This window comes from Legionella sp. ST3F1, assembly GCF_048553315.1.
GTDB classification, from domain to species: Bacteria; Pseudomonadota; Gammaproteobacteria; order Legionellales; family Legionellaceae; genus Tatlockia; species Tatlockia donaldsonii.
In genome coordinates this window covers 353,833-372,941 of the sequence record NZ_JBLZIO010000001.1, presented here as the reverse complement: position 1 = coordinate 372,941, position 19,109 = coordinate 353,833, and the positions used below count along the sequence as shown (strand labels likewise).

Here is a 19,109-nt window from a genome sequence, read left to right as displayed (position 1 = left end):
TCCACTAAAATTTCTACCAGACTTCACCTCATAGACCAAATTAATTGATCTATTTTTAAGAGCAGGCCCAATAAAGATTGACAGCTTAACTGATCTTGAGTATTTTAGCGACCTATGCCGAGGTGGTGGAATTGGTAGACACGCTAGCTTCAGGTGCTAGTGGGGGTGACCCCGTGGAGGTTCGAGTCCTCTTCTCGGTACCATATTAATGTTAAACCGTTTAAGCGCTCACGAGCGCGTTCTCTCAAAATAAAGTGATCTTTTTCTTCAGTAGCTTTTAAAGTACACTATGCTTTTTTAAAATCAATACGACAAGTCTCAAAATATGGATATTTTTACATAATGCAACTTACTTCTACCAGCAGCTGGAAGGCATTACAGCAACATGCCGATGCTCATAAATTTAGACTGTTAAATGATTTTAACTCCAGCCTACCTACCCAGGATTTTATGGCGAAAACCTGTGGCATCCAACTTGATTATTCCTATCAACACATCACTACAGAAACATTACCTTTTCTCTTTGACTTAGCCAAAGAGCGGGAGTTATTCACCAAAATAAAGGGGCTGTTTCAAGGAGAAAAAGTTAATAGAAGCGAAAACCGACCAGCCTTGCATTCCGCGCTTCGAGCACCCGCTGGTACCCCTATTTTTGTAGATGGACAGGATGTGATGCCTGAGATCTTAAAAGCGCGCCAAACTATACAGCATATTGCAGAGAAGATTAGAAGCAAACAATGGCTTGGTTTTTCTGGGGAGCCTATAAAAGATATCGTTAACATCGGCATCGGTGGATCAGATTTAGGCCCTCGATTTTGCGTTAATGCCCTAACAGAATATATTAGCCCTAGCCTGGGCCTACATTTTATATCAGACGCTGACCCCTCTAACTTTCAATATACACTTCGCAATTTGAAACCAGAAACCACCTTATTTATTATCTCTTCAAAATCTTTTAGCACTCAAGAAACACTCTATAATGCTAAAAAAGCCATAGAGTGGCTAGGAAACAAACAATATGTTGCAAAACACGTAATAGCCGTAACAGCTAATCAGGAAGAAGCAGCTCACTATGGGATTAAGACTATTATCCCAATTTGGGAATGGGTAGGGGGGCGCTACTCACTGTGTTCCGCAATTAACTTAATCACCGCTATTGGTATTGGCTTTGACCTGTTTAGCGAGCTTCTTTCAGGAGCTCATGAGATGGACAACCATTTTCAATACAGTCCTATTTCAACGAATTTACCCATACTACTGGCACTTTTAGGTATCTGGAATAATAATTTTTTACACATTAACAATTTACTCTTTTGGGTTTATTCCAAAAATCTTGAACTGTTTGTTCCCTATCTTCAACAACTCGACATGGAAAGCAATGGTAAATCTGTTGACATACATGGACGTATAGTCAATTACAAAACGGGTCCTATCGTCTGGGGTGGCTTAGGTAATCAAGCGCAACATAGCTATTACCAATTACTGTCTCAAGGCACACATAAAGTTACAGCCGATTTTATTTCCTTAAAACCCAATAACGGGCAACTTATTAATGAACTATGTAATTTAAAGATGACCTTATTGGCTAAAGGTGAAACTGGTTTTGATAATTATTCTGATTTTACTCCCGGAAATATGACCATGAATCACCTCCATTTAGATTCGTGTTCACCCTATACTATTGGCGCACTGGTTGCCCTATATGAACATAAAATTTTTGCGCAGGGTGTTATTTGGGGCATTAATCCCTTTGATCAACCTGGCGTTGCCAAGACCAAACGTAAAATGAATCATGCTGCTGCGATTTAAGAGCTTAGAATTAACCGTTTCTTTTTAACTCAAATCCCCCTAAAAAGCTAATGTTAAAAGACGTGTTTTCTTGTAAGCTATACCTCCAGGAGATTCTGCACATAAAGCAAAACTTGGCGTCCTATTATTTTATCCAGCCTCAAGCAATTGCAGGACTACTGCAATACAAAGGGTTTAATGACAATACGCTAATTGCAGAAGTAGTTATCCATACAAATTTGTTCTAATTCAGCATGAATATCTTCCACAAAAATCCAAGAGGACAGGTCTATGATTATTTCAGTGTATGGTGCGGGATATGTCGGCTTGGTTTCTGCGGCCTGTCTTGCAAAAATTGGGCATCAGGTTCTGTGTGTTGATATTCATACCCAGCGTATTCGTGATTTGCAAGAAGGCCGGTGCCCTCTTTATGAAGAACAACTTCCTGAATTGATACAAGAACAATTGCGAAACGGCTGCTTACAATTTACCACCTCATTAACACAGGCAATACAACAAAGCAGTTTGCATCTAATTGCAACCGGAACGCCTGAGCTGCCTGACAAAAGTGCGGACTTATCCCAGGTATTCTCAGTAATTGATTCTTTTATTAATGAAATTTGCTCAGACGCAACATTAATAATCAAATCCACTGTCCCTGTAGGAACCGGCGATAGGATACAACAGCGAATTTCTGATGGGTTATTGCGCCGCCATGCGTCCTATCGTGTTCAAGTAGTCTCCAACCCTGAGTTTTTACGGGAGGGATGTGCTGTCAATGACTTTCTATATGCCGATCGCATTGTAGTTGGCGGAGAAAGATCTGCACTCATACCATTACAAGAGATGTATAAACCGCTGACCGATCAAGGCATCCCTCTTCTCTGTATGAGTAGACGCTCCGCCGAATTGACGAAATACGCAGCCAACGCCATGCTTGCCTGCCGAATCAGTTTCATTAATCAAATTAGCAGTATTGCAGAAAAAATGGGGGCTCATATCGATGACATTCAACAAGGAATAGGATTAGATCACCGTATTGGCCCCCATTTTTTACAAGCGGGCATCGGCTATGGCGGCTCCTGTTTTCCCAAAGATACTCGCGCCTTACTCCACACGGCAAAAGCCATTCAGGCCGAGACAAGCCTATTGGAAGCAATCGAAGCGATTAATCAAGTACAAAAAAAATGGGCCATTGATATATTATCCAGGCATTTTGATCAGGGCCTCGAGAATAAAACCATTGGTATCTGGGGGCTGGCGTTTAAACCAGGCACTGATGATATGCGGGAAGCAAGCAGTTTAGAGTTAATACGTGCACTCCTAGAGGCTGGCGCAACGGTACGGGTCTATGACCCAGCAGCCATGGACGCTGCAAAAATCCTTTTCACGGCAGAGTCCGCCATTGTATGGTGTGACGATGCTGACTCTGTTTTGAACCCTAACCTTGATGCGTTAGTCATTGCTACGGAATGGCCTGTATTTAAACAAATTCCCTTAAAGGTCCTGGCACAAGCACTTCGAAATGCCCCTCTCATCGATGGCCGCAACTGCCTGGATTGGTACCAGGTACAAGAAGCACAATTTGCCTGGTATTACTCTGTAGGAAGGCCTGTTCTCCGCAATGGGAACGTGTATGAGACTCACCATTAAAACACTGTTTTTCAGTGATAAGACCAGGATTACCCGCTTTTCCTATTAGGATTTCAACCTAGGTCCTTTAGCATTTCCAAGTTAGGTCAACGCTAAGCCCCCCTGGAGACCATCGATCCGATAGAATGCCATGGGGGAGTGCTCAATTAATTTAATACTGTAGATTGCCCGATGGCGTTTGCTCTGCTGACATGTCGTGTTCGAATTCAGCAAGCATCGTTGTTTTACCCCATAACGGACCATAATAGGCATGCATTTTGAAAAAACCCAGGTTAAATATATTCGTATAGGAAATATTGACCGCATCCTGAATTGAATGGAGTTTATCAAACCTATCGGTACGATCATTATCGTATTCATCCTTTAGGTCTATCGGATTATTAGCCCCTGGATACGGTCCATACCAAGTCCACTTTTCGGATTGATAACGTATTAATGTTCCGAGATCAGAAAAATCTGCCCGGGACAATTTTCTCATATTTTCCCCGCCATTCTCCTGGTCAACACTAGTAACCCCAGGTTGTGATATAGCTTCCTTCAACGTAATTAAATCATCGAGTCGAACAAGTGCCAACCTAATTTGAGTCGCTTTGTCCTGACTGAATTTGTCTCCCGCAAGCGCCAGCTTATCAATTTGGATTTGACATTTCGCACTTATAATTGGGAACCACGTTTGACGAGCTATTGTCCCTGTATTGACGTGGGAAGCCCTGATAGTGATTAGATGTGTTTTCGATACTGTACCTTTTTGCATTTTGATTTCCTTATCTTGCGTGGGGAGAAGTTAAATACTCTTGGATGTTGAGGTAAAAAATCCATAGCAGTGTATACGCATCATGCCTGGCAATAGTCTAGAACACATTGGGGCGGTTGGATTTTAACATTCTAAAATCGGCAATTCAACTATCATTATCTGTATTGTCAGGCATCTTCTGCGCTGTAATCAATTTAATCCTTCACTCCAGCCAACGCTTCGCCATAACGCATGCTTGTTCCGGCATGCAGAGTATCCAGCCAATCCACACGCCGACCATCAGCAAATAAAAGCACCACCGTAGAGCCCAATTTAAAATATCCCATTTCGTCACCTTGCCGTATATTTTTACTGGAGGTGATTTGATTGGCGGAAAAATATTGTTTTTCCACGGAACGCTTGATATCCCCACTCCAGCGGGTACCAATAGCGCCTACAATGGTCGCACCGACTAAAACCATTGCCATTAAACCAGCCCTGGTATCAAAAAAAGCAACTAAACGCTCATTACGAGCAAACAATTGAGGTATAACACGCACCGTAGAAGGCTGGACAGAAAATAATTTTCCCGGCACATAAATCATTTCTTTTAACGTTGCATCAATAGGGATATGAATGCGGTGATAATCCTTTGGTGACAAATAAAGCGTGGCGAACCGGCCTTGTGAGAATTGCGCGCTCAAGCTTTCTTCACAGGCCAATAACTCTGTTGTCGTGTAATAGTGTCCTTTGGCCTGGAAGAGCTGTCCTCTTTCTATACCCCCCAACTCACTGATAACCCCATCGACCGGAGAAATAATATCGGCTTTGGCAAAAGGCCGGCATTCAGGCTTTAAATGGCGAATAAAAAAGTCATTAAAACAAGCGTAATGATTGGGATCTTCTTCTCTTGCCTCTTTCATATCCACACCATACTTTTGGATAAACCACCGAATCAGCGTATTTTTAATGGCAGGAGTACGTACATTCGCCAAGAAGCCCGCCAAATGGGTAAGACCTGGTTTTGGTATCAAATATTGGGGCAACGTTTTTAAATAGTCATTAACCATAGGAAGCAAGTAAAATAAAAATCAGTTGCGAATAATACCGTGAAAGACTGTCATTATCATAGCCTTGATACTTAAATGATGGATTACTACTATAGGTTATTGGCAAGATGTTGCGACATTGGGTGTCGTTTCATTCATTTTCTTATAAATTTCTGCGTATGCCTCCAAAGAATTAAGAAAAACCTGCCTATTCAGCTTATCCATTTTCATTATCGTAGTGTATCCTGGTGGGAATTCATTTCTGTAACGACTAAAATCTTCCTGCATTGCCTTAATAACTCTTTTAAATAAGAACGTGTTTAATGAATTCTCATTGACCTTTCCATTGGCAAAAATATTGGCAAGAACTTGACGATTACTGGGACTCTGTTGGTCATAAAGATAACCTCGTACCTCGGGTCCTCTTCTTTTCTGACTTAGAAAATTAAGCCTGTAAGGCTCATATTCTCCCAGGGCAGCTTCAACCATTTTTTGAAAAGCGCTTACATCCATACTGTTAATCCACCTATAGACCGCGCTATTAAATTGGGCCATATTTTTATGCGTATAAACATGCGTAAAACGCTCATCATTGCGTGCAAACTTTGTTGCGCTACAAGTATAAACAAGCGCATCAAACTCACCGCGCTCACAAGCATCACGCACACCCATCAGATTAACATCCACCTGACCAATCGTGTCTTTGAGCATTTCAGGGATCAAATGAGTAATGAGCAGCGTATTCAAAGAGGTGGTTTCATGTCCGCCTACACTTAAAATAGAAGCCAGGCAATTAGCACCGTCTTCGTCACAGTCTTTTAAATAAAGCTGCACCTCTTCAGCCCGTGAACGGTTTGCTACGATATTCCATGGACTGGGCTGATAGCATTCCTTAATAATTGCCAAAATATGGCCTTCAAGAATCTTTTTATCCAGCGCATTGGCCCAATCAAATAAAGCACTTAAACAAGCATTAACGATTTCTTCTTCTGTATGGGAACGCTTCAGTAAAGCAGGGTAATCATGTCTTACGCTAGTGAACAATTCTGCATCGGTAGAACGCAAATGACGTTGAAAATGCAATCCACCATAGTAACGCTGTAACTCTTCAACAATTTTAACAAATTTAAACGCCCAGGTACTTCTACCGAAAGTCTTATAAATATCTTTTTCGTGGTCTCTGATTATTTTTGCCAAACCATCGCAAAAAGCCTGATTATTTTCTATCGTCAGTTCCGTTAAATTTAAACGATAGTACTGATGAGCATATTTATTTAATTGCTCAATGAATTGTTCCAGAATATATAACCCTTGACGTAAGCTACTATTTGAATCGCATTCTATCCGCCTTGATTCACTAAGAGATGCTGTTTCACCAAGGAGCTGCCAAGCTTCTGTTAATGAACTCAACTCATCGATCATCACCGACTCACCTAGTGCTAAAGGCAAAGACTCGGTTGACAAATTATTGGCTAATTCATGGGCTAAAATACGCGCTTCAAGAATAATGTTATTCAATTGAAGCACATGTGCATCGCGCCAGATTTTATGGTAGCGCTGTTCCAGCGTTTCCAAATTGTATCGTCCTTCGGGACCTACACAATAGGCATCCAAAGGTCTCGCATCACCGGTTTCTGGCGTTATGGTTGTAGTAGTGGATTTCTTCGATTGATACTGGCTCCAACAATGATCCATCCTTTTATTTTGACACGTTGCCCAGTCCTTAATCTCATGATAAGCCGACGGTCTATTACGTAAAAAACTGCTAAAAGGGACGACAGGCACACCACTTCTGTTCTTATCACAGCCAATATAGAATACTACAGCACGATAAAACTCATCATATTGCTCTTGTAAAACTGCCAGCATGTGATCAATAAACAATTGCTTATCGGCTTGTTCCGTAAATAATTGAGGATGGCTTTTTTGAAGCTTCCCTTTCTTTTCATCGCCAAGAGAAAAATAATCTAAAGGTAAATCGCCCAAATACTCTTCTAAACGCGCACGCAACACACTCGGGTCAAAAGTGAGCAACTCCTTTAATAAAGCCGCAAAAAGCTGCTCTTGAAAATGAACCGTCTTGTCACTAATTTCTGTAGACGGATTCTCGGCTAAGGCTTGAAATGCAGCGTAAGACATGCAACGTTTATTAACATTAAGATTGCCCGGGAGCGCATTAGAAGGCCAATGTGTTCTATCGTCAAGGATTGGAAAATTATCCAAATTCGTCGACTTTAACCTCATTCCTTTTTCCGGCGCCTCCTTGAGAATGCCATCAATCAAGCGTTGGCCTTTAATAATAGACGTTATATGGTAAAGAAACATATCCCAATCAATCATGCCGACGAGGCCAATATTACCAGGATGACGATCATCACATTTGTAGTGGAAGGCCGCGACCAGCCATTCAACTACATTGTAGCGCAGTAACGAAGCCACAGAAGGGCATACCTGCTCCCTCTTTTGTGGATCAGCAGGAATTGTTTCCAGTGAACAAAGCAAGGGCTTAAAGTTGGGTAAACTAATCGATATTGAACCTACAATTTTACCCTCATCATCAAAAACAAGACGATCCTCCGCCGCACGATCACCGAGTGCAAGACGAAGTGCTACACTGACAGCAACAGAGTACTTGGCAAGTAAGGCTGGATAAGTGCTATCCAAAGGTTTGAAAAATCCAGTCTTTGTTTGGCCATCAACATCAACAAATTCAACTTCCGAAACCTCATGACCAGAGGGCGTTGTAGCTCCCAAAAATTTTAACTGTTTATAACGTAACGCCTTCACTGGCAGGGTCATTGATCCATTCCTTAGAGTCCGATTCCAGAGGAATATTCATATTAAGCAGAAATGGAGACCCAGTTCAATGGTATTATTATGACAATATTGAATCGTCATAAATTAATTTGATGATTTAATGGACTCGTTGAGTTGTCTTTTTGAGTTACAAAAAGTCTTTGTGAAATTAAATTTAGCTTTAAGGATAACAAAATCACTTAAGGTTTAATTTACAACTAATAAGATTTTAAAAAAACAATTAACTTAAAATTTAAACCTTAGATTGCTCTTAATTTCCGTTAATCGCATTGGTTTAAGAGATCATTTTTATCGTTATCCAATACAATAAACACAAAGATTCCTATCCTCAGCATAGTCCTATAAGATAAGTATTAGAAATCAAGATAGGTAACCAGACCTGATTCAGGACATTCGTTATTAAAAGGGAAGTACTTTATGGTTAACAAACAAACCCCTATGGAAGGCTTTAACCCGGTCAGATGGGCATTTATTGTTATTTATCTTATTCTTACTGTTAGCTCTGTTTTTTGGCATTCCCCGCTGGCTTGGGATATTGTACCCATCGTACTGGTCTTTTCTATTTTTATTGCGGTCTCGCTACATGGCAAAGAACGTTATGGGATAAAAAATCTGCTGATATTTTTTATCATTACCTGGTTTGTCAGTCATTTTTTTGAGGCCCTTAGTATTCAAACCGGTTTTCCTTTTAGTTATTACCATTACGATAAATTAGCGGGGCCACGTTTATTTCAAGTCCCTCTTATTATCATGTTGGCTTATTTTGGAACGGGCTATGCTTCCTGGATTTTATCCCATATATTGCTTGATCAATACGCTAAGAGACTTCAAGGGAAACAACTCGTTTTAATTCCCTTGATTGCAGCATTCATTATGGTTATGTGGGATCTCTGTATGGATCCCCTGGCATCGACTGTTGGTTCATTATGGGTATGGAAAGAGACGGGAAGTTATTTTGGTGTCCCTTTACAAAATTATTTTGGCTGGTTTCTAGTCGTTTATCTTATTTTTCAATTTTTTGCTCTTTATATTGCTAAATATGATCTTGACCAAACAAGCAAAGTAAATGTCTTTTCTAATCGATTTTTCTGGTTGGAAGCCGTTGCAATTTATGGGATCCAAAGTTTGACACAAATACTGGAGCCTTTCAGTGCCTCAAGTCATATGGAAATTTATGGGCCCATGGCTTTAATTACTATTTTAACGATGATGTTCGTAACTTTACTGTCCTATCTGAGTATTAAAAATAATAGCCACCTAAAGGGCTAGTATCTTGTTCGCTATTAAAGTCCCTCCGTCATTTTATCATTGGTCGAATACCCAAACTGGTATTGATAGTTGGATAAAAGAATGAAACATACAGTGACGGTCATAGCGACTAATAAACCCGGTAACCAAAAGACTTTCATTATGATTGCTTGCTCTGCAATAGGGAGTCCGACTGCACCAAGGCCAGCGGCTATTGCCCAGATGGTGGAGACACCACGGCAACGGTATTGGGCGGGTAGTTGAAGATAAAGTAAATAATATAGTGAGGCGCAAATTAATGCATTAGTGAGTGCGTAACCGGTAATGGCAATTAAAACCCCGACCGTCTTCGCTTTTAGAGTAAAATAGAAAAGAGCCGGAGCAGTGATAATTGCCAGCAACATGCCTGCGCGCATCAAATGATACACCTGTGTAGGCCTGGCAAAATAGGCAATCGGTATAGCCAATAAGGCTGAAGCCAATTGCGCCAGCGAACCAGTCCATGCACAAGCCTTTTCACTCCACAACTGCCTGTCAATTGCAAAAGACACCCAAAACACATTGCAGATATACACCGTTATGCTCACAAAAAAAGCAATGGCAGCAATATTTACAAAGCCTCGCCAGTAACGTCGCCAAATACCTGCCATCGGCAATTGATTTTTACGAAACTCAGGCGACTCTTGTAATTGTTTACGTAAATGACAAACCCATAAGGATACAAAACCGACCAAAGCAAAAATGATTCGCCAAACTTCCGGTAAAGAAATGTACTGCAACAACGTTGCTAAAGCACTGCCTATAAACATACCGAAAGCACCGCCTGCTGCAACCAAGGCACCCGCTAACAACACTCTATGAGGATGATGCTCGACTAAAAACATGGCAGACGTATTTATTTCGCCTCCCAACGCTAAACCTTGTGCCATGCGTAATAAAAGTAAACCCCAAGTAGCCCATAAGCCTATTTGTGCATAATCCGGCAAAAGTGCGATACCCAATGTAGCCAAACCCATCAGTGCAGCTGAAAATACCATCGGATTACGACGACCACTCAAATCAGCTTTACAACCAAAAAGCCAACCACCCACAGGACGGGCAAAATAGGCTGCAGCAAACAAAGCAAAAGTCAGTTCCAGGCTATACGCAGAAGGCGGGAAAAATTTCACCGCAAACACTGATTTAGCTAAATAAAGATAAAGACTGAAATCTAGCCATTCTAGAAAAACGAGCGCTAAAACAAGGATTAAGGCTTTTCGCTTCATGCAGACAATATAAGGTAAGTAGGTTTTTGCATCAGGTTGTTGCCATTATACATCATTTGTAAAGACGGACTAAGCTCTTCTCTCTCGTCACCCAACACAAGCATCAATACTTGCAAAAAGAATAAAAAACCTTCATCTTAACTGTTTCTTTGACAAAGCGTAGAAATAGATTTGATTAGTGAGAAACGTTGTTATGCGGTTTAATGTTATTGGCGCTGGTCGCTTAGGAAAAAATATTGCTTTAGCTCTGACTAATTCGGGTTTGGCACGGCTTGCCGCTGTTTGCAACACCACCCTCGACAGCGCTGAACAGGCAATCCAGCAAATAGGTTCAGGCTTTGCAGTTCCCCATTTAGCGGAGCTGCCGAAAGTGAATTTAACGTTTATTACAACACCCGATGATCTTATTTTCTCCATTGCCGAGCAATTAAAGGAACAAGTACCGACAGATAGCGTTATTGTGCACTGCAGTGGTGTTTTGAGTTCTGCTGAATTAATGCCGCTAAAAACCCGTGGCTGTCATATTGCCAGTCTCCATCCATTAAAAGCATTTAGCGAAGGGAATCTGGATCAAGGTGCCTTTATGCATTGCGATTGTGTCATTGAAGGTGATGAGCTGGCGGTCGAATTACTTACCCCGCTATTCACAAAATTGGGGGCAAGGATTATTCCCATTAATGCTGATGGTAAGGCTATTTATCATGCGGCTGCCGTCATTGCTTCTAATTATCTGGTAACGTTGGCTGCTACTGCCGCTGATTTACTGCAAGAATCAGGTATTGAGGCCAACCTGGCTCAACAAATGATCGTAAACTTGATGACAAGCAGCCTTAATAATGTGCAACAAGCCAGTGAGATAAAGAATGCACTTACCGGTCCCTTGGCCCGTGGCGATCTAAATACTATTAACAGGCATTTAAAGGCTTTGAAAAATTGCTTTGCAAATGAGCTCTATCGCCATGCTGCACTTGCTACACTACCAATAACTGATTTAGACACCACACTTAAGAACGCGTTGACTGTCTTATTAGAAAAGGACGTCTAAGATAAGAAGGCCGGACTTCTTCAATCGACCTTTTTCTGAATACGCTTCACATAAAGCGTTTTTTTGACCGTCGCAATGATTTGTTTGCTTTCATCATAAATCTGAGTATGGAAAATTGGTAATGTTTTACCATTATTTTCATTCAGAGCCTGTTTTATGGCATCCAGTTGTTCATTATCCAATGTGAAATCAGCATAAACGCGGCCTTTTCCTGGCTTGATATAGTTAATTTCTCCTTCTTTATCCCACACGACGTAATCAGATCCTAAACGATGGATCAGCAGGAGAGCAAAAAAAGGATCTGTCATTGAATACAAACTGCCGCCAAATTGAGTACGCATGTAATTTTTATTGTACCAACGGAAAGCCAGAGAGACTTGGGCAAAAGAAAAATCCTTGGCAATTTTCTCTACTTTGATCCCAGCCCCCCAAAAGGGCGGCCAGCAATTCAAAATAACATGGAGCATGCGAGCCGATAATTTCATGGAGGCTTACGCACCTGTGGTATTACCAGATACCTGCATGGCAGTCACATTTTGCAAGCCACGCGGCAAGCGATTGCCACGACGGCCTCGCTCACCTTGGTAATGACCAAGATCAGTCGCTTTCAGGGTGAAATGACGCTTACCGGCATATACGGTTAAGGAATCATCAGCAGATAATACTTGTAGATCGATGACAAACTCTTCCCGTTGCTGTGCCTTGGCAGAAGAGATATTAATTAATTTATTCCCTTTGCCTCTGGAAAGTTCCGGTAACTCACTGGCTGAAAACACAAGTAACCGTCCTGCATTGGTAACGCAGGCGATCAATTGCGATTCTTTCGCTGCAAATAAGCGTGGAGGGAGTACCCGGCTGTTTTCAGGCAATTTAATACAGGCTTTTCCGTTGCGATTTTTAACATAGAGTTCTTTCAATTGGGTAACAAAACCATACCCGGCATCACTGGCTAATAATACCCAATCCTCTGCCTCACCACTAACAAGGGCTTCAAAATGCATACCATCACTGGGATTTAACTTACCAGTCAAGGGCTCTCCTTGACCGCGTGCAGAAGGTAAAACATGTCCGGGCAACGTATAAACCTTTCCTTCACTATCAAAAAACACAACTTGCTGGTTAGATCTGGCATTCGTTTGCGCTTTGAATTCATCGCCCGCTTTATAACTTAATTCACGGCCATCAATATCATAGCCTTTCGCGGCCCGAATCCATCCCTTTTGTGAAAGCACCACCGTGATGGGTTCATTAGGAAGAATATCTTCTTCTTTCAGTGCCTGAGAATCCTGGCGCTCAACCAATGGCGCTCGTCTGGCATCCCCGAATTGATTACGATCAGCAGTAATTTCATCTTTCACCAGGGCTTTTAGCCGCTTTTCATTGGCTAAAATTGTCTGCAAGGAATCACGTTCATTATTCAAATCATCCAATTCTGCACGTAATTTAATTTCCTCCAGCTTGGCGAGATGTCGTAATTTCATCTCCAGAATAGCTTCCGCTTGCCTTTCACTTAATTTAAACCGTGCAATAAGCTCTTGTTTAGGATGGTCGTGTTCCCGAATAATGGCAATCACCTCATCAATATTCAGGTAGGCTATCAGCAAGCCTTCCAGGATGTGGATCCGTTCAAGTACTTTATCGAGGCGAAACTGCAGACGTCTTTTAACGGTTGACAGACGATAGGTTAACCATTCTTGTAAAATGGTTAGTAGCCCTTTAACACGCGGCTTGCCATCCAAACCAATCATATTGAAATTAATGCGGTAACTGCGCTCCAAATCGGTCGTAGCGAACAAATGTGACATTAACCCTTCGGCATCCACACGATTTGATTTCGGTACGATAACAAGACGAGTTGGATGTTCGTGATCCGATTCATCCCGCAAATCCTCAACCATGGGCAGTTTCTTTTGCTGCATTTGTGCAGCAATCTGTTCTATTACTTTTGCGCCGGAAACCTGGTAGGGTAACGCTGTAATCACGATATCCTGTTTTTCCAGACGATAAATCGCCCGCATTTTTATGGATCCCCCACCCGTTTCATAAATCGTGCGAATCACATGGCCGGGTGTAATAATTTCTGCTTCTGTAGGAAAATCAGGGCCTTTAATGTGTTTGCACACATCCGTCAAATCGGCATTGGGATGATCAAGTAAGTGAATACAGGCATTAGCAACTTCGGTAAGGTTATGAGGCAAGATATCAGAAGACATCCCTACAGCAATTCCTGTTGCACCATTGAGCAGTACATTGGGTAATCTGGCCGGCAATAACGAAGGCTCTTGTAGCGTGCCGTCAAAATTATCAATCCAATCGACAGTTCCCTGCTGCAGCTCCGCTAAAAGCAAGTCTGCGTATGCTGATAAACGCGCTTCGGTGTATCGCATTGCCGCAAATGATTTAGGATCATCTGCAGAACCCCAGTTACCTTGCCCATCAACAAAAGGATAACGGTAAGAGAAAGGTTGAGCCATCAATACCATTGCTTCGTAGCAGGCAGAGTCGCCGTGAGGATGGAATTTACCAAGGACATCCCCCACGGTACGTGCTGATTTTTTATGCTTTGCGCTGGCTTTCAAACCCAATTCAGACATAGCATAGACAATTCGTCGCTGTACGGGTTTTAGACCATCAGCAATATGGGGTAGCGCCCTATCGAGAATAACGTACATGGAATAATCAAGATAGGCTTTTTCAGTAAATTCAGTAAGTGGTTTACGTTCTATGGCATCATTCATAACACTGGGATTTTATACTTCAATTTGCTAATAACTATCATCGTAGTGCAAATAGGGTTAATAAGGCAAAGCTATTTTAACAACTAATTGGAATTAGAGCGAACTAAACGAATGAATAACCTGTTAATAAATTTTTGTGAAATTATAACAAAAATCTATATCTTATTGATTTAAATAAGATTTGAATAAGATATTTTCTTCTAGGCCACGTCTAATCTGTGGATAACCTTGTGAATTAAAAGGATAACTTTTTGTAAACAAATACAAAAAACCTATACAGTAAACGTCCAGGAAGATTAATTGATCAAGTTAAAAAATTAGCTAATCAGCCAACCAAAACTAACCTCTACAGCGAAGTTAGTTTTGGTTTGGCTCAATCTCATGAGCGTCCTACCTGTGGGAATGGCAAAAAATCTGAATGAACAGTTATTTAGTTTTCTTGCGTAATTTTTGAATAGCACGTATCTGTGCAACTGCACGAGCCAATTCTGACGCTGCTCTTGAATAATCCAGCTCCGCGCCTTTATTAGCAATCGCCTCTTCTGCGCGTGCTTTTGCAGCCAGGGCAGCAGCTTCATCTATTTCTTCCGCACGCTCTACTGTATCAGCCAACACGGTTACATAATGAGGCTGAACTTCGAGCATACCACCAGAAACATAATAGATTTCCTGTGCACCGCCTTGGCGTGTAATACGAATTTCTCCAGGTTTAAGCACGGTTAACAAAGGGGCGTGACCAGGAACAACTCCGATCTCACCCAATTCGCCCGTGGCGATAACCATTTCGACGACACCCGAAAAAATTTCCTGCTCAGCACTAACGATATCCAAGTGCGTTGTTCTTGCCATGTTTGTTTGCCTCATAGGGTTTTCGCTTTAGCAACAGCTTCCTCGATGCTACCAACCATGTAAAATGCCTGTTCAGGCAAATCATCGTACTCGCCAGCCAAAATACCTTGGAATCCTTTGATAGTATCTTTTAGTGATACGTACTTACCGGGAGAACCAGTGAATACTTCAGCAACGAAAAACGGTTGGGAAAGGAAACGCTGAATTTTACGGGCACGGGAAACAACACGCTTGTCTTCCTCAGACAACTCATCCATACCTAAAATTGCAATAATATCTTTCAGTTCCTTGTAACGCTGTAATGTTTGTTGAACCCGACGAGCAGTATCATAATGCTCTTGACCAACAATCAATGGATCCAATTGGCGTGAAGTAGAGTCTAGTGGATCTACTGCGGGATAAATTCCCAACTCGGCAATTTGACGAGACAAAACGACTGTCGCATCCAAATGCGCGAAGGTGGTTGCAGGTGAAGGATCCGTCAAGTCATCCGCAGGAACATAGACCGCTTGAATAGAAGTAATGGAACCTGTCTTGGTGGACGTGATACGCTCTTGCAGCATACCCATTTCCTCAGCCAGCGTTGGTTGGTAGCCCACTGCAGATGGCATCCGGCCAAGTAATGCAGATACTTCAACCCCGGCAAGCGTATAACGATAAATGTTATCGATAAATAACAGTACATCCCGTCCTTCATCACGGAATTTTTCCGCCATGGTCAAACCAGTCAAGGCTACACGTAATCGGTTTCCTGGTGGCTCATTCATTTGTCCATAAACCAATGATACTTTATCCAGAACATTAGAATCTTTCATCTCATGATAGAAGTCGTTACCTTCACGAGTACGCTCGCCCACACCGGCAAATACAGAATAACCACTGTGCTCAATAGCGATGTTACGAATCAACTCCATCATGTTAACGGTTTTACCTACACCGGCGCCACCGAACAAGCCCACTTTACCACCCTTGGCAAAAGGACATAACAAATCAATCACTTTAATACCGGTTTCCAACAATTCCTGGCTACCAGCTTGTTCTTCATAGCTTGGTGCCTTACGATGAATTGCCCAATGCTCATCAGCATCGATAGGACCAGCTTCATCGACTGGACGTCCCAGAACATCCATAATACGACCCAGGGTTTTCTTACCGACAGGCACTTGAATTGGTTCGCCAGTATTTTTAGCCTGAACTCCGCGTTTCAAACCATCAGTGGTACCCATGGCAATAGTACGAACAACACCATCACCTAATTGCTGTTGCACCTCAAATACCAAATCCCCTTCAACGAGTTTTAACGCATCGTTAACTTTGGGAACGTTATCACGAGGAAACTCAACGTCGACAACCGCGCCAATAACTTCAACTACAGTTCCTAAACTCATCATATGCCCTCTTATAAAGCGTCCGCACCACCAACAATCTCTGCCAATTCCTGAGTAATAGCAGCTTGTCGGGCTTTGTTATACGCCAATTGAAATTCTTTGATTAACTCACCTGCATTATCAGTTGCACTCTTCATTGCAATCATTTTTGCAGCTTGCTCACAGGCAATGTTTTCCACAACCGCCTGATAAACCTGCAACTCAATGTAGCGTTCCAACAAGGCGTCTAATAATTCCTTGGCATCGGGTTCGTAAATATAATCCCAATGATGGCCAAGCTCTTTACTATCTTCTTCAGAAGCAGGTAAGGGTAAAAGCTGTTTAATGGTTGGTTTTTGCGTCATGGTATTAACAAATTCATTATACGCAATATGCAAAGCATCTATTTCACCCTTATCAAAGGCGTCCAGCATGACTTTTACCACGCCAATCAAATCTTTTACGCTAGGTTTATCACCCAGCTGATCAATAGAAGCAATAATATTTCCACCAACCCGTTTGAAAAAGGCTTGCCCTTTCCTGCCAATAACGCAAACATCGATTTCTTTGCCTTCATGCTGCCACTGGCGCATGTGGCGTATTGTTTCGCGCAGTAAATTTGCATTCAAACCACCACACAAACCTCTATCCGTCGTTACGACAATGACACCAATACGCTTAATGTCACGCACTGTCATAAATGGATGCCTATATTCAGAGGTCGCGCGAGCCAGATGTCTAACAACTTTATATATTTTGTTTGCATAGGGCTTGGATGCTCGCATTCTATCCTGCGTTTTGCGCATTTTACTTGCGGCAACCATTTCCATCGCGCGAGTTATTTTTTGCGTGTTTTTAATACTCGCAATTTTTGTACGGATCTCTTTCGCTCCAGCCATATCTTGCTTCGCCTTTAATTAACAGATTCATTGCTAGAAAAACCTGCGTAATCAATTAAGCCACCTCTACTTGGTAAAGGTGGCTAGTCAATTTACCAGCTACCAGTGCGTTTGAAGTCTTCGACAGCTGCCTTTAATTCGGATTCAATATCACCATCATAAGCACCAGATTCATTGATCTTGTGCAAAAGTGCCGCATGTGAAGCTTGCATAAAGCCATGTAATGCTGATTCAAATGCACTAACCTCGGTAACCGGAACATCATCCAGATAGCCTTTCTCTACGGCAAAAAGAGACACAGCCATTTCGGCTACGGAGTGGGGTGAGTATTGCTTTTGCTTCATTAACTCAGTAATACGTTGTCCACGCTCCAGTTGCTTACGTGTTGCATCATCCAAATCAGAAGCAAATTGTGAGAATGCCTCCAACTCACGGAATTGTGCAAGGGCTAAACGCGTACCACCACCCAGCTTTTTCATGATCTTTGTCTGTGCTGCACCACCAACCCGGGATACCGATAAACCGGAGTTGATCGCAGGACGGACACCAGAGTTGAATAGATCGACATCAAGGAAAATCTGTCCATCGGTAATGGAAATCACGTTGGTTGGTACGAATGCAGATACGTCACCTGCCTGCGTTTCAATAATTGGCAACGCGGTAAGTGAACCCGTTTTGCCTTTTACTTCACCATTGGTCAATTTCTCGACTTCCTTCGCGTTGATTCTTGCTGCGCGCTCGAGTAAACGTGAATGCAGATAGAAAATATCTCCAGGGTAAGCTTCGCGTCCTGGTGGGCGGCGGAGTAACAAGGATATTTGTCGGTATGCCCATGCTTGCTTGGTTAAATCGTCATAAACAATTAGAGCATCTTCACCGCGCTCCATGAAATATTCACCCATGGTGCAACCGGCGTAGGGAGCTATAAACTGGAGGGCAGCCGAATCAGAAGCGCCGGCAACGACCACAATGGTATGCTCCATAGCACCATGCTCTTCCAGCTTGCGCACAATGGCTGCGACAGAAGATGCTTTTTGGCCAACGGCTACATAGATACATTTAACTCCAGTGCCCTTCTGGTTAATAATCGCATCAATAGCGATAGCTGTTTTTCCAGTTTGGCGGTCACCAATAATCAATTCACGCTGACCACGTCCGACTGGAATCATCGCATCAACAGCTTTCAAGCCGGTTTGTACTGGCTGATCAACTGATTGACGAGCAATTACACCAGGAGCCACTTTTTCAATGGGAGACATCTTGGTGGATTCAAGAGGTCCTTTACCGTCAATTGGGTTACCAAGTGCATCGACGACACGTCCAAGGAGACTTTTACCTACAGGAACTTCAAGAATACGACCAGTACACTTTCCTTTTTGGCCTTCAGACAGGCTTGAGTAATCACCGAGGATTACCGCACCGACTGAATCGCGCTCCAAGTTCAATGCCAAGCCATAGACTCCGCCAGGGAATTCAATCATTTCCCCTTGCATAACGTCGGCAAGGCCGTGGAGGCGAACAATACCATCCTTCAGGCTAACAATGGTTCCTACATTTCGTGCTTCGGAAACAACGTTGAATTCTTCAATCTTCTTTCTGATTAATTCACTGATTTCAGATGGGTTTAACGCTACTTGTTCTGTCATGAAATCTATCCT

14 protein-coding genes and 1 tRNA gene are annotated in these 19,109 nt (G+C 42.3%); 5 read left to right on the top strand and 10 right to left on the bottom strand.

Annotated elements, in window-relative coordinates; translation table 11 throughout:
- The first annotated feature begins 116 nt into the window (after nucleotides 1-116).
- The 3 genes from ACN4Z1_RS01730 (at nucleotide 117) to ACN4Z1_RS01720 (ending at nucleotide 3,441) form a co-directional block, all read left to right on the top strand.
- Nucleotides 117-203 (top strand) — tRNA-Leu (locus ACN4Z1_RS01730).
- A 136-nt stretch (nucleotides 204-339) separates the two neighbouring features.
- The gene (gene pgi / locus ACN4Z1_RS01725) at nucleotides 340-1,809 is read left to right on the top strand and encodes a glucose-6-phosphate isomerase (protein WP_370634575.1); all 1,470 of its coding nucleotides are present in this window, start codon (nucleotides 340-342) and stop codon (nucleotides 1,807-1,809) included.
- Nucleotides 1,810-2,079: 270 nt separating this feature from the next.
- Nucleotides 2,080-3,441 (top strand): UDP-glucose dehydrogenase family protein, encoded by a 1,362-nt coding sequence (locus tag ACN4Z1_RS01720; protein ID WP_228363503.1) that lies wholly within the window; start codon nucleotides 2,080-2,082, stop codon nucleotides 3,439-3,441.
- A 151-nt stretch (nucleotides 3,442-3,592) separates the two neighbouring features.
- Here ACN4Z1_RS01720 and ACN4Z1_RS01715 read toward each other — a convergent pair whose 3' ends face one another.
- The 3 genes from ACN4Z1_RS01715 to ACN4Z1_RS01705 form a co-directional block, all read right to left on the bottom strand.
- Nucleotides 3,593-4,195 (bottom strand): hypothetical protein, encoded by a 603-nt coding sequence (locus ACN4Z1_RS01715; RefSeq protein WP_228363504.1) that lies wholly within the window; start codon nucleotides 4,193-4,195, stop codon nucleotides 3,593-3,595.
- 194 nt (nucleotides 4,196-4,389) lie between these two features.
- Entirely contained in the window at nucleotides 4,390-5,244 is an 855-nt protein-coding gene (asd, locus tag ACN4Z1_RS01710) for an archaetidylserine decarboxylase (RefSeq protein ID WP_228363505.1), read from the bottom strand.
- Nucleotides 5,245-5,340: 96 nt separating this feature from the next.
- The gene (locus tag ACN4Z1_RS01705; RefSeq protein ID WP_228363506.1) at nucleotides 5,341-8,022 is read right to left on the bottom strand and encodes a hypothetical protein; all 2,682 of its coding nucleotides are present in this window, start codon (nucleotides 8,020-8,022) and stop codon (nucleotides 5,341-5,343) included.
- Between the two features lie 435 nt (nucleotides 8,023-8,457).
- Here ACN4Z1_RS01705 and ACN4Z1_RS01700 point away from each other — a divergent pair, with 435 nt between their 5' ends.
- Complete coding sequence (locus tag ACN4Z1_RS01700; protein WP_115222577.1) at nucleotides 8,458-9,309, top strand: carotenoid biosynthesis protein; 852 nt, start codon at nucleotides 8,458-8,460, stop codon at nucleotides 9,307-9,309.
- A 14-nt stretch (nucleotides 9,310-9,323) separates the two neighbouring features.
- On the opposite strand, the gene ACN4Z1_RS01695 is transcribed toward ACN4Z1_RS01700, so the two are convergent.
- Nucleotides 9,324-10,553, bottom strand: a complete 1,230-nt coding sequence (locus tag ACN4Z1_RS01695) for an MFS transporter (RefSeq protein WP_228363507.1) — start codon at nucleotides 10,551-10,553, stop codon at nucleotides 9,324-9,326.
- 193 nt (nucleotides 10,554-10,746) lie between these two features.
- Between ACN4Z1_RS01695 and ACN4Z1_RS01690 the strand changes: the two genes are divergently transcribed.
- Nucleotides 10,747-11,598 carry a Rossmann-like and DUF2520 domain-containing protein gene (locus ACN4Z1_RS01690; RefSeq protein ID WP_255673170.1) on the top strand — a complete coding sequence of 284 codons (852 nt, stop codon included), beginning with the start codon at nucleotides 10,747-10,749 and terminating at the stop codon, nucleotides 11,596-11,598.
- Nucleotides 11,599-11,618: 20 nt separating this feature from the next.
- On the opposite strand, the gene ACN4Z1_RS01685 is transcribed toward ACN4Z1_RS01690, so the two are convergent.
- The 6 genes from ACN4Z1_RS01685 to atpA form a co-directional block, all read right to left on the bottom strand.
- The gene (locus ACN4Z1_RS01685; RefSeq protein ID WP_115222580.1) at nucleotides 11,619-12,083 is read right to left on the bottom strand and encodes a DUF4442 domain-containing protein; all 465 of its coding nucleotides are present in this window, start codon (nucleotides 12,081-12,083) and stop codon (nucleotides 11,619-11,621) included.
- A gap of 6 nt (nucleotides 12,084-12,089) precedes the next feature.
- Nucleotides 12,090-14,336: a DNA topoisomerase IV subunit A gene (parC, locus tag ACN4Z1_RS01680; protein WP_228363509.1), complete on the bottom strand. Its 2,247-nt coding sequence runs from the start codon at nucleotides 14,334-14,336 to the stop codon at nucleotides 12,090-12,092.
- Nucleotides 14,337-14,762: 426 nt separating this feature from the next.
- Nucleotides 14,763-15,185 carry a F0F1 ATP synthase subunit epsilon gene (locus ACN4Z1_RS01675; protein WP_228363510.1) on the bottom strand — a complete coding sequence of 141 codons (423 nt, stop codon included), beginning with the start codon at nucleotides 15,183-15,185 and terminating at the stop codon, nucleotides 14,763-14,765.
- Between the two features lie 11 nt (nucleotides 15,186-15,196).
- The gene (atpD, locus tag ACN4Z1_RS01670; RefSeq protein WP_115222800.1) at nucleotides 15,197-16,573 is read right to left on the bottom strand and encodes a F0F1 ATP synthase subunit beta; all 1,377 of its coding nucleotides are present in this window, start codon (nucleotides 16,571-16,573) and stop codon (nucleotides 15,197-15,199) included.
- An 11-nt stretch (nucleotides 16,574-16,584) separates the two neighbouring features.
- Nucleotides 16,585-17,451: a F0F1 ATP synthase subunit gamma gene (gene atpG / locus ACN4Z1_RS01665; protein WP_115222582.1), complete on the bottom strand. Its 867-nt coding sequence runs from the start codon at nucleotides 17,449-17,451 to the stop codon at nucleotides 16,585-16,587.
- A 92-nt stretch (nucleotides 17,452-17,543) separates the two neighbouring features.
- Entirely contained in the window at nucleotides 17,544-19,097 is a 1,554-nt protein-coding gene (gene atpA / locus ACN4Z1_RS01660; protein ID WP_228363511.1) for a F0F1 ATP synthase subunit alpha, read from the bottom strand.
- Nucleotides 19,098-19,109 lie beyond the last annotated feature (12 nt).